The 11,801-nt window shown below is 45.6% G+C and carries 9 protein-coding genes; all 9 read left to right on the top strand.

The window, feature by feature from the left end:
• Positions 1–310: 310 nt before the first annotated feature.
• The 9 genes from ahbB (at position 311) to SP90_RS04840 (ending at position 11,730) form a co-directional block, all read left to right on the top strand.
• Positions 311–790, top strand: a complete 480-nt coding sequence (gene ahbB, locus SP90_RS04880; RefSeq protein ID WP_066853187.1) for a siroheme decarboxylase subunit beta — start codon at positions 311–313, stop codon at positions 788–790.
• A gap of 74 nt (positions 791–864) precedes the next feature.
• On the top strand, positions 865–2,133 hold the full coding sequence (hemL, locus tag SP90_RS04875) for a glutamate-1-semialdehyde 2,1-aminomutase (protein ID WP_066853185.1): 1,269 nt from the start codon (positions 865–867) through the stop codon (positions 2,131–2,133).
• A gap of 335 nt (positions 2,134–2,468) precedes the next feature.
• Positions 2,469–3,527, top strand: a complete 1,059-nt coding sequence (locus tag SP90_RS04870; RefSeq protein WP_066853183.1) for a cobalt-precorrin 5A hydrolase — start codon at positions 2,469–2,471, stop codon at positions 3,525–3,527.
• Complete coding sequence (cobJ, locus tag SP90_RS04865) at positions 3,527–4,276, top strand: precorrin-3B C(17)-methyltransferase (protein WP_066853181.1); 750 nt, start codon at positions 3,527–3,529, stop codon at positions 4,274–4,276. Before SP90_RS04870 ends, cobJ begins: the two co-directional genes overlap by 1 nt.
• A 14-nt stretch (positions 4,277–4,290) precedes the next feature.
• Positions 4,291–4,707 (top strand): cytochrome c3 family protein, encoded by a 417-nt coding sequence (locus SP90_RS04860; RefSeq protein WP_066853178.1) that lies wholly within the window; start codon positions 4,291–4,293, stop codon positions 4,705–4,707.
• 186 nt (positions 4,708–4,893) lie between these two features.
• Entirely contained in the window at positions 4,894–5,295 is a 402-nt protein-coding gene (locus SP90_RS04855) for a cytochrome c3 family protein (protein WP_066853177.1), read from the top strand.
• Between the two features lie 467 nt (positions 5,296–5,762).
• On the top strand, positions 5,763–9,227 hold the full coding sequence (locus tag SP90_RS04850) for a hypothetical protein (RefSeq protein WP_066853176.1): 3,465 nt from the start codon (positions 5,763–5,765) through the stop codon (positions 9,225–9,227).
• A 417-nt stretch (positions 9,228–9,644) separates the two neighbouring features.
• Complete coding sequence (locus SP90_RS04845) at positions 9,645–10,199, top strand: acetate uptake transporter (protein ID WP_066853174.1); 555 nt, start codon at positions 9,645–9,647, stop codon at positions 10,197–10,199.
• 511 nt (positions 10,200–10,710) lie between these two features.
• The gene (locus tag SP90_RS04840) at positions 10,711–11,730 is read left to right on the top strand and encodes a LacI family DNA-binding transcriptional regulator (RefSeq protein ID WP_197498761.1); all 1,020 of its coding nucleotides are present in this window, start codon (positions 10,711–10,713) and stop codon (positions 11,728–11,730) included.
• Positions 11,731–11,801: the final 71 nt, after the last annotated feature.

Below are 11,801 nucleotides of genomic sequence, written 5' to 3'. Positions count from 1 at the left end.
ACTCCGATAAGGTTCAACAGAGATAGTAAAAGGATCTATACGCTTAAATGTATACGGTTACATTTTGAGTCCAACGTCCATGTATCGTATCGTCCTCTGGGCTACAAGGCTATTCTTACTATGTATACTAGGCCAGAATCTGCCAAGCGAAGAGTGTTTTAATAGTAAGTTTATGGTTGCTTGAGCTAGGAACAATTCTGTATTTACTGCAAGTTATGGGGATATATTCTCTGGTTGATTAGCGGTTGCAACACACGGTGCTAACAGGTATCAACACTGGGTAAATAAAAAAGGAATGTGAGGACGAATCATGGCGAAAACCGAGTTCACGGAAATCGAAAAAAAGATTTTGCATATTGTGCAAGCCAACCTTCCAGACAGTGCAACCCCTTATGCTGATATTGCTGAAGAAGTAGGCACAGATGAGAAGACAGTGCTTGATCTGCTGCAGCTCATGAAGGATGAAGGCACAATCCGTCGCTTTGGTGCCAGCTTAAAGCATCAGAAAGCAGGGTTTAACCATAATGCAATGGTTGCATGGAAAGTGGATGAAAAAGTTATTGATGAAATAGGCAAGGTTGCTGCGAAACACCAGCTCATTTCCCACTGTTACCATCGTCCGACCACTCATCCTGATTGGCATTACAACTTGTTCACTATGATTCATGGCCGCCATGAAGATGAATATATGGAAGTTGTTGAAGAGTTACGCAGGACAACTGAGCTTGATGAATTTGCTGTGCTCACGTCCTTGAAAGAACTTAAAAAGATTTCCATGACCTATTTTTAGATTTTTCAGCAGAGTATGCATGCTAGGCGTGCGGACTCAGCTTTTTATTTTATACAATCCAAGAGGAGAGCCGTATGGAACGCTCCAGTGAATTATACGCACGTGCAAAAGATCTTATGCCGGGCGGTGTAAATAGTCCTATTCGTGCTTGTCTCAGTGTTGAATGTGAACCGCTTTTTATTAAAAAAGGCGACGGTGCCGTTCTGACAACTGAAGATGGCAAGACCTATATCGATTACGTTGAAGGCTGGGGGCCGATGCTGCTTGGTCATGCTCATCCTGACGTAACTAAAGCAATTCAGGAATCTGCTGCAAACAGCGCCTGTTTTGGTGCTCCTTGCCTTGCAGAAGTTGAACTTGCAGAAATGATCGTAGACGCAATGCCTGGCGTGGACATGGTTCGTATGGTTAGCTCTGGTACAGAAGCAACCATGACAGCCCTGCGTCTTGCTCGCGGTTACACTGGACGCAACAAATTTATCAAGTTCACCGGTAACTACCATGGTCACGGTGACCCGTTCCTTGCTGCTGCTGGCTCCGGCTTTGCTGATCTTGCAATTCCGGGTACTCCGGGCGTTCCTTCCGGTACTGTGCAGGATACTCTGCTGGTTCCGTACAATGATCTTGAAGCTGTTCGCAAACAGTTTGAAACAAACGGCGACGAGATTGCCTGCATTATCGTAGAACCAACAGCCGGTAACATGGGGCTGGTTCCTCCTGTTGAAGGATTCCTCGAAGGCTTGCGCGAAGTCTGCGACCAGTACGGCGCGTTACTCATTTTTGATGAAGTTATTACCGGCTTCCGTCTTTCCTACGGTGGCGCTCAAAAGCGTTTCGGCGTAACTCCGGATCTTACCACGCTTGGTAAGGTTATCGGTGGTGGTATGCCTGTAGGCGCATACGGTGGTAAACGCGAGATTATGGATCGCGTAGCTCCAACCGGTAATATTTTTCAGGCCGGTACTAACTCCGGTAACCCTGTTGTTATGGCAGCAGGTATTGCTACCCTTAAAGTACTGCGTGATGCTGATTACGACGCGCTTGAAGCACGTGTTGCAGCGTTTGCTAAAGAGCTTCATGCCATCATTGCTTCCAAGGGTGTGGATGTAACGTACAATACCATTGCATCCATGTTCACCATGTTCTTCACTAACGAAAAAGTAACGCATTTCGATCAGGCTAAAGCTTGCAATGCGAAAATGTACGCTTCTTTCTACCAGCAGATGCGCGCTCAGGGCGTATACCTTGCTTCCCTCGGTCTTGAGGCTGCAATGGTTTCCTTTGCGCATACTGATGAGCATTTTGAGAAAACTCTTGAAGCTGCCCGCAACGTAACGTTTTAGCCAGCAGCTTTTATTTGCCTCCGGCGGGCAAGGGGCCAGCCCCTTGCATTCCCGCGAGAGGGGCGCCCTCTCGACTGCGTTACCGTGCTGACTAGTCATTGATCGTTAGACAATGTGGTGAGCTAGGTTAGCGTGTCGAGGGTTGTTTTCTATTCAGCTCATTCGAGTACATTCGAAAGGGTGGAGTGTTCGTCACTTCACCCTTTTTTAGGTTATGTTTGTAGCCGAGACTTTTCAGGAAAAATTGCATCGTCCATACGTAATAGAATCGCAGTCATGCGGGTACAGGGCAGCGCCCTTGTCCCTCGGAGAGCCGCCGGAGGCAAAGGAAAACTATGAATCACATTGCAGTGTATGCTGTTACCCCAAAGGGAGTAACGTTAGCACGCCAACTGGTCAGTACGTTTGGAGGTACTGCTTTTGTCCCTGCACGGTTGTACGATGCAGATTGTGACGTTGATGAAGTATCCTTTGAAAGTTTGCGTGAGTGTGTTGCAGAATCATTCAGCGAATTTTCTGCGCATGTGTTTATAACTGCTGCGGGCATTGCTGTACGTACCATTGCGCCACATTTGGCTGGTAAGGACGTAGATCCTGCTGTGGTGGTTATGGATCAGAACGGCCAGCATGTAATCAGTTTACTTTCCGGTCACCTCGGCGGTGCTAATGAGCTGGCAGGTGCCATTGCAAATATTGTGGGTGGCGTTGCAGTTATTACCACAGCCACTGACACAGAACAGCTGCCGTCTTTGGATATGGTTGCAGCTCAGGCTGAATGTTCCATACATAATATCGGGGCGGTAAAGCATGTAAACGGGGCATTGCTGGCAGGCGAAAAAGTTGTGCTGGATGATCCGGCAGATGTGCTGGGGCTAAAGCATGGTGACCATGCAGAACATTTTATAGCAGCAGAGCTGGTGCCGTTTTCAGAAGAAGATGTTCCCACTGTTATTGTTTCGTGGCGTAGTGCAGAATTGCTTGAGCCGGAAGAAAAAACGCTGCTTGTACATCCTAAAGTCCTGTGTGTGGGTGTCGGGGCAAAGCGTGGGGCACCTAAAGATGCTGTGCTCGGATTGATTACGGATGTATTTCATAAAAAAGACATGGCGTTGGAGAGCATTGCCTGTCTTGCATCGGTAGATGCCAAGGCTGATGAAGCAGGAATTATTGAGGCTGCTGAAACGTTAGGCGTGCCTTTTGTCACCTTTGCCGCTAGTCTGCTTGATACTGTAGATGTTCCTAACCCGTCTGATGCACCTAAGCAGGCTGTAGGAACAAAGAGCGTTGCCGAAGCCGCTGCGCTTCATGGTGCCTCCCTGAAGCACGGGGCACGTCTGGTTGTAGAAAAAGAAAAGGGCGATGGCGCAACAGTTGCCGTTGCTTTGGAGATATAATGAGTTGTTCTTTGAAAGTTGTCGGGCTTGGGCCCGGTGACAGTGCGCTGCTAACTCCGCAGGCGCAGAAAGCTATTGCTGATGCTGATGTTATTGTTGGATATACCTTGTATGTTGATTTGGTGCCTGAAGCGCTCAAAGAGGGCAAGGAGCTTATCTCAACAGGCATGATGGGTGAAATGGCTCGGTGTGAAAAGGCGATTGAAGTGGCGCTGGAAGGTAAAAACACTGTTGTTGTTTGTTCCGGCGATCCGGGAATTTATGCAATGTCCGGTTTGGTCTATGAATTGGCAGAAGAACATCTTGACACATTAGAAATCGAAGTTGTGGCAGGTATTCCTGCATTATCTGCTGCTTCAGCTCTGCTTGGTGCGCCTTTGATGCATGACTTTGCCGTGATTAGCCTTTCTGATTTGCTTACGGAGTGGGCAGTTATAGAAAAACGCCTGAAGGCAGCAGCCGAAGCTGATTTTGTGATAGTATTGTATAATCCTAAATCAAAGCGTAGAGATTGGCAGATAGGTAAAGCACTTGAAATCGTTCAAAGTGTCAGAAGTGCTGATACTCCGGTAGGTTTGGTAAAATCTGCGTATCGTAAGGAACAGGAAACCCATGTGTTTTCTCTGAATTCCTTTGACATAGAACAAGTGGATATGCTTTCTACAATAATAATAGGCAATTCTTCCACTCGAATGATAGGTGAAAAAGTCGTAACTCCCCGTGGTTACCTGAAAAAATATCGTAACTAACAATTGGAAACGTTATGCTACATCGCTACCTTGTTCCTTCTGTTCCATTGATAATTTCGCTGTTTTTTGCAGCTGTCTGTATTGCTGCGGCTCAAAAAGCGCCGCAAGAACCTGTCATTATCGGCGTACCTGCCGGAGCAAAGATCAAGAAGCCAAAAGTAATGTTCCCGCATGCTGCTCATGCTGCCTTGCAGTGTGAGGCCTGTCACCACATGCTCAAAGAGAAGCCGGACGTGTATTCATGCTCATCAAAAGGGTGTCATGATCTCGGCAATCCGACTTCATCCAAAGAACGTAAGTCCATTATGTACTTTAGAAACGCATTCCATGCGAACAGCTTGGTAAGTTGTAATGGCTGTCATAAATCACTTAAGAAAGCAGGTAAGCCTGCTGGCCCAACTTCATGTAAGAAATGCCATACTGTAAAATAATACAGTATAGATTGAGTGAGCAAACAATGCACATTATACATTGTCGAGTCGCTGTGTATCCTTTGTTCATAAGGATAGCTCTGTGATTACTATAGAGTAGGTGTCCTTTGCTTGACAGTGTAATAGAGGTACAATATAGCCTAATGTGAAAATCATAACATGCCTTGTGAAGGAGGTTGTACTGTCATGAAAAGAGTAATGGTACTCGCTTTGGCTGCAGTGCTTTGTGTTGCTTTTGCTATGGTTGCTTATGCTGTTGAAGCTCCATCTGGTCCAGTTAAGATGGAAGCAACTAAAAAGCCAGTTATCTTTAATCATTCAACACACACAGAATACAAATGTGTTGAGTGTCACCATCTTGTTGATGGTAAAGAAAACTACCAGAAATGTGCTACTGCAGGCTGCCACTCTGCTGCTAAAGCCGATAAAAAGAAAGCTGGTTCTTACTACAAAGTTGTTCACAACAAAAAAGCTGGTAAGAAAACTGGCATCGCAACCTGTGTATCTTGCCACAAAAAAGTTGCTGGTAAAGATAAAGCTAAGAAGAAAGCTCTTACCGGTTGTAAAAAATCTAAGTGTCACCCATAAGGTGCACTGCTGCTGATGAATGTAAAGACCGCCTGAAAAGGCGGTCTTTTTTTATGTTCTGGCAGTTGTCGGGACGTCTACAGTAGTTCTCTCTTGCTGTTGTTTCAAATCAGGTTGTTTTAGTTGTGTGTTAAATATAGATCTTACAGTCTGTTAGCGCGGTTTAGAAGTATGTTGTTCTATGCGTATTGTATGAATTACGTAAGGTTGTGCTGTGCTCAGAATGTTACGAAGTGTTACATCATTAATGCAGCAAAAATATCATAGATATAACAGAGTGTATGAATGCTGAAGACGAGAGGGCGATTGTACTTTGTACCCCAAAACCAGAGCCTTCACACCTTGCTTTATGCAGTAATGTATGGTTAATTTCGTGAAATAATGTATGTTGCGATGTGTTTGTTATCATCCACCACTGTACGATAAATTTGTGTTCAAAACTGCCTAACCGAATGTGAAGGTGTGTAATGTCCGATAATACAAAGAATGGAATTATCGATCTAACTGAAATTGTAGAGATGGGAACTCCGCCAGCGGAGACCGAAAAGACAATTCCTGCCAGCTCAGCGGGCACAGTTGATTTTGATAGTGAATTGGAAGACCTTTTCAATACAACAGATTTTTCAGAGTTTGCGGACGATTCCACTCCGAATCAAGAGCAGGCGGAAGAACCTGTAATTGATCTTGTAGCTGACACACCGACAAGTGAGCCAACGGTTGAAGACCTCTTAACAGATTTTGCCCCTGAAGTTGACGTCGCTGTACCTTCAAATGACACAACTCCTTCGGACTCCTCCTATCAATCTGATATTGAGAGTATGCTTGATGCAGCAGAGGGACAGGGCACTTCAGATGGGTTCGATGTTGACTTTGAAGATTTACTTGAAGATTTTTCTGAGCCGTCAGGCGCAGTGCAAGAGTCAGTGCATCAACCAGATTTTGATGAAGATTTATCTGCAATGTCAGCCGGGGCTGCAGATGAACAACCTTCTTTTGAAGAAGAGGCAGTTTCTGAGTCTCAGGCAGTGGCTTCGGAACCTGTACATACCGCATCTAACGGTGATGGTGTAAGTGATTCGGACGTGGATGACATGTTCGCAGATTTTGATTTTGACGTGGATGAAGGTTCAGCAGCAGTTGCAAGTGCAGAATCTTCTGCAGCACCAGCTGATGAAGATGACTTGTTGGCAGGTTTTGATTTTGACTCATTGGAATCGGAAGAAGAAACGCAAGCAGTACAAGTGCCTGACCCTGCACCAGCTTCCTCGACGGCTCCTTCTGATGAGGATTTATTTGCTGATTTGGGGCTTGAGTTTGATGTGGAAGATACTGAGAGTACTCCACTTCAGGGTGGTGAGCCTGAAGTGGCTCCTTCTGCGGCTGAGCCTGTGGAGCCACCTTCCAGTACCGAGCCCGTCAGTGCAGTTGCATCAGGAGCCTTCGACTTTGATGAAGACTCTGATGTAGATGATTTGTTTGCTGATATCGATCTGGAAGCTGAGCTTGCAAAGCCGGAACCGGAACCAAAGCCAAAGTCAGCACCAAAGCCAAAGCAAGGTGCCTCAAATGAGTCATTTTCTTTGGATGATCCGTTTGATGTTGAAGATATTTTACAAGAAACCAGTGATGATTTGCCACCGGATGCTGAACAGGATGACTCTGGACTTTCAGATTTGGATGATCTTTTGCGGGGCGATGATATGTCTCCGCGAACAGATTTTACTCCTGCCGATGGCGTTACACTGGAATCTGAAGAAGTGGATATGGATGATATTGGCTCGCTGTTGTTGGACTTTGATGAAACAGTTGAGCCTGTTCGATCAACTTCGCCAAGCCAGCCAGCACAACAGGTTGCTGATGATGCCTTTGAGCAGGATGCACCGGTAGAGGTTGTTGAAGAGCAGCCTGCCGCCCCTGTTGATCCTTCTGTTTTTGATGCAGATATTGATGCGCTTCTTGATGATCTTGAAATGGCTTCTGCAGAGCCTGCTGCCTCTGTTGAGGAACAGGTTGCACCTGCAGCTGTTATGGATGAAGTGGAAGAGGTTATCCCTGCTTCGGCTCCTGAGGTTCCAGATGATGAGATAGATCTGGATGCGTTGCTTGAAAGTGATTCATTTGCTGATGCAGAGCCTGTTGCAGCAAATGAACGTGAGGTACTACTTGCTCCCCCAGCACCCGCAAGTGTGGAACCTAATGTAATCGATGATGCTTCCATTGACGAAGGATCTGTTGAGCTTGAAAGCATGCTTAATGAGCCAGCCTTTGACATTGAAGAAGTTTCTGCAGCTGTGGAGGATATTGAAATTGCTCCTTCAGATGAGCTAGCTTCTTCTCCGGCTGGAGCTACAGATGAGTTCGAAACAATTCTTGATGAGTTAGACTCTCTTCTCGATGATCAGGATGCTGTAATAACTGCTGCTGATGAGGCTGGATCTGTTTCTTCAGATAAGTCTCCTGACTCTTTGCTTGAAGTCCCTGTAGATGATGTCCTTGATGACAGTTTTGAGCTTCCGCATGATGTTCAAGAAGAAAGTGCAGCCGTTGCTGTTGATAGTGTGCCTGAGTCAGATCCTCTTGGTGATCCAACATCCTTGGAAGAAGATTTAGATTCAACATTGGGACGAATTTTAGGTGAAGAGCCACTTGGTTCTGAAGCTGTCGAACCGGTTGAAGCCGTTTCTGACGTTGAACCAGCAGATTTTTCACATACAGATATTGATGAAATTTTATCAGAAGCTGTAGAAGATCCAACTGACGTTACAGAGTCAGCATTCGATGGAGAAGTAGATATTGATGCTGCACTATCTGAAGCCTTGGCTTCAGATGATGTGCCGCTTAATGAATTGTCCGGTGAATATTCTGAGCAAGACGATTTAGGACCGGCAGATGAGCCAGACCTCTTTGGAGACATTGATTCTGCTGGGGTGGACAATGTTGGTGGCGAGATTGATGGCAACCCTGCGTTTGATGAGTCAGTATTAGATGTTGCTACAGAAGCCTTGGCTGCTGATGAGGCATTGTCCGAGTCTGCTGAACTGGCAGAAAATGTCGATGAAACCTTAGGTGTTGAGTCAGTAGAAGATGCAGACGAGATAGCAGAATTTGCTGCAGAAGCTGCTCTGCAAGTTGAGACACCAGTTGAGAGTGCTCTTGATACTGATGCTGATGAACAACTGGAATTAGCTGAAATATCTGATGCTGAATCTGAAGATGCTTCTAGTGAGTTCACTTCTGTTACTGAGGTGATGGATGCTATAGACGAACTTGCTCCAGTCGAAGATATCGCGCAGGAAGCAATGGCTGATTTGGAGATGTTTGCTGAAGAAGAGCCTGAAGTGCTGCCTGAAGACACTCTTGAGGAGGTTGGGCAGCAGGCAGGTTCTGGCTTTGACATGGAAGAGATTGACGCAAACGCCGCGCCAGTACCACATGATGCGAGTCTTGAGGACTTGATGCGAGAATCTACAGTGGTTCCGCCTGAATTTACGGATTCTTCCATGGAGTTGCTTGATACAACGCCTGAAGTTAATTCTGGTGAAGGAGCTGACTCTGTATTCGAAGAAGCTCCGGCGCCTGTGGTAACGGCTGGCGAGCTGGCAGAAATGACAGAACGTATTTCGTATCTTGAGAACACATTACAACGAGTATTGGAAATGCAGGAAGCTCAAGCACAGACTCCGCCACCAGCTCCGGTTGTGGAAAAAGAGTTTCTTGTTGATGCAATAGATGAAGCCTTTGATATGGATGGTCCGTTAATGGCGCGTGTCCTGAGCGCTGTTGAGGTTCGAACAGAGACTCTGATTGAATCGTTGGGCACCAGAATTGAAGGGCAGATGAGAGGAGCAATTGAACAGACTGCTGCAAGGTCTGCTGCAGAAGTTATTCGGGAAGAGCTGAGAGCCTTGTTAGCCGAAGATTCTGCCGAATAATACATTCTGTAACATGATTGTAACACTAATGTAACAATTCTCCGCTTGGAACTACGTATTGAGAAAGGGCTGCATACTTCGCAGCCCTTGAGACTGATGGCAAAGCCCAAAGCGTTGCTATTGGAAAAGTCACCCTGCTATTTGGGTACCGTACTATAGTTGGTGGCTTTTTCTCCTTGTATACCACAGGTTTTTATAATCTGTAGGCAAGGATTTTGTCAGCAGTCTCAGGGGCTGCGGATTTTGCAGCTTTTTTTATGCGTAATTGGAGTTAAGGATGCAGCTTTTCTTAGAAACATATGGGTATCAGCAAAAGAAAGATTCTTTTTGCTTGAAGTTCTAAGAAATATCTATTAGCTGTTCGTTCAAACAGCCTTTTTACAGGGCGTAGGACTTTTTAGTATCAGGAGTAGGTTGATGCGTGACTATTTAGCAAATCCAGCACCACTTGGTCTTATGGGCTTTGGTATGACTACAGTGTTGTTGAACATTCACAATGCGGGTTTCTTTCCAATTTCTTCTATGATCCTCGCAATGGGTATTTTTTACGGCGGTATTGCACAGGTAATCGCCGGTATCATGGAATTTAAAAAGGGTAATACCTTTGGCACAACTGCGTTTACCTCTTACGGCCTGTTCTGGCTTTCTCTGGTTGCGTTGATTGTGATGCCTAAACTTGGTTGGGCAGAGGCAACACCACATGCATACATGGGTTGTTATCTCGCGATGTGGGGCTTGCTTACTTTCTTCCTCTTCCTCGGAACTCTTAAAGGCAACTTCTGCATCAAGTTTATCTTTGCTTCCCTTACAATTCTGTTCTTCCTGCTTGCAATCCGTGATTTTACCGGTTCTGCACTTGTAGGTACCATTGCAGGATACGAAGGCATCGTATGTGGTCTTTCCGCAATTTACCTTGCGATGGCTGAAGTACTTAATGAAGTATACGACAGAGTAGTGCTGCCAATCGGCTAGTGCTTCTATAAAAAGGAGTATGCGTACTCCTTGCCAAGCCTTGAGCCTGATTATTGTCAGGCAGGCGTGTTTCACTGTCAGGACAAAGTGAAATAGTAACGACCGGAAAAGCGACGCTTCTCCGGTCGTTTTTTTGTGCGTGCAGAAAGGAGGGGCATTGCCTTGAAAGCTCTGCTGTAACCGTTTACATTGCATGGATAGCTTTTTTTTATCCTATGGGTAGGTGGTTGGGAAATGTTTTTTTTATTCATAACGTGTTGATATTAAGCTTTTTTGCTTTGAGAAGCGTGTAGAGTTGCAAAAGTTTTGAAACCGCAATATAAAGCAGAAAATGAAAACAATTGATTTGTTTGTTGCATTGTTTTCATGGCGCTGCACGTTCAGAGTAACAATGCGGTTTCTTAAGTTTTTTGTCGTGATGACAAAACGTTAGATGCTTCCCCTCAGCCTAAGCACGCGTTTCGGGGATTATGCATCCCTTAAAAACATGACGCGTTAATATCCTATGACTATGAGCAAATCTTTACAGCCTACAATTAGGGACATTGCCCGTGAGGCAAAAGTTTCCATTGCTACTGTCTCCCGTTTTCTGAATATGCCGGAGAAAGTGCGTAAGGAAACCGGGGAGCGCATTCAACGCATTATTGATAAGCATAATTATCGTTGTAACTTTGCTGCTAAAGCGTTGGCGACCCAGCGTACAAAAACTATTGGTTACATTATTCCAGCTGTAAATAACCAGATTTACAGTGAGTGTGCGCGAGGTGTGCAGGATGAAGCGCAGCTGCACGGGTATCAGGTTTTTATAGCCAGTGCTGAGTACAACCGGCAGCGCGAAAAGCAGATGGTGGAAAATTTTCTTGAGCGTCGCGTAGACGGCATTATTCTTACTGTGTCTGACTCCTTGGGGGATATAGCTCAGAAGCTGTATCAGGAAAAGATTCCTGCGGTTAACCTGTTTAACAAGCAGGGTTGCCTTCCATGTGTTTCAGTGGATAACGTGCAGGCCAGCTATGATGCTACCGAGTACTTGATTAAGCTCGGGCATAGAAGTTTTGCTATGCTCGGTGTGCCGTTTACGGCTTCTGACCGTTGTCGTATGCGGTATGAGGGCTTTTTACACTGCTTGCAGGATCACGATATTCCAACCCACCCGCAAAGCTTTGTTCAGGTGTCTTCAAATACACTGGATTGCTCTGAGGGGGTTGAAAAGTTGATGAACTCTTCCAACCCGCCGACTGCTATTTTTGCTTCCAACGATCTGGTTGCAATTAATACCATCAGTGCATTGCGTCGCCTTGGGTTTGAGATTCCTAAAGATGTTTCTGTCATTGGTTTTGATGATATTCCGATGGCAAAGCATGTGTGGCCGCCGCTTACAACAGTGCTGCAACCGGGGTATCGCATGGGACGTCAGGCGACGTCTGTTCTTCTGGATATCTTGCGAACAGGAAAACACCCAGAAGAGACTATTCCGTCTGTACAGCATGATTTGATTATTCGAGAATCCTCTGGTGTGCCACCTCGCTAACGTACAAAAAAAGACAAAGCACTTCTGCTTATATATGCAGAAGTGCTTTTTTTTGTTCAAAATTTTGCAAA

This window comes from Halodesulfovibrio spirochaetisodalis (genome assembly GCF_001672295.1).
Taxonomy (GTDB): domain Bacteria; phylum Desulfobacterota; class Desulfovibrionia; order Desulfovibrionales; family Desulfovibrionaceae; genus Halodesulfovibrio; species Halodesulfovibrio spirochaetisodalis.
This window is presented reverse-complemented; position numbering and strand designations above follow the sequence as displayed.

What these genes read in the sequence shown, in the direction of transcription:
- SP90_RS04840 (WP_197498761.1), top strand. Translation starts at nt 10,711, where the DNA reads ATGAGCAAATCTTTACAGCCTACAATTAGGGACATTGCCCGTGAGGCA.
- ahbB (WP_066853187.1), top strand. Translation starts at nt 311, where the DNA reads ATGGCGAAAACCGAGTTCACGGAAATCGAAAAAAAGATTTTGCATATT.
- SP90_RS04850 (WP_066853176.1), top strand. Translation starts at nt 5,763, where the DNA reads ATGTCCGATAATACAAAGAATGGAATTATCGATCTAACTGAAATTGTA.
- SP90_RS04845 (WP_066853174.1), top strand. Translation starts at nt 9,645, where the DNA reads ATGCGTGACTATTTAGCAAATCCAGCACCACTTGGTCTTATGGGCTTT.
- SP90_RS04855 (WP_066853177.1), top strand. Translation starts at nt 4,894, where the DNA reads ATGAAAAGAGTAATGGTACTCGCTTTGGCTGCAGTGCTTTGTGTTGCT.
- SP90_RS04860 (WP_066853178.1), top strand. Translation starts at nt 4,291, where the DNA reads ATGCTACATCGCTACCTTGTTCCTTCTGTTCCATTGATAATTTCGCTG.
- cobJ (WP_066853181.1), top strand. Translation starts at nt 3,527, where the DNA reads ATGAGTTGTTCTTTGAAAGTTGTCGGGCTTGGGCCCGGTGACAGTGCG.
- SP90_RS04870 (WP_066853183.1), top strand. Translation starts at nt 2,469, where the DNA reads ATGAATCACATTGCAGTGTATGCTGTTACCCCAAAGGGAGTAACGTTA.
- hemL (WP_066853185.1), top strand. Translation starts at nt 865, where the DNA reads ATGGAACGCTCCAGTGAATTATACGCACGTGCAAAAGATCTTATGCCG.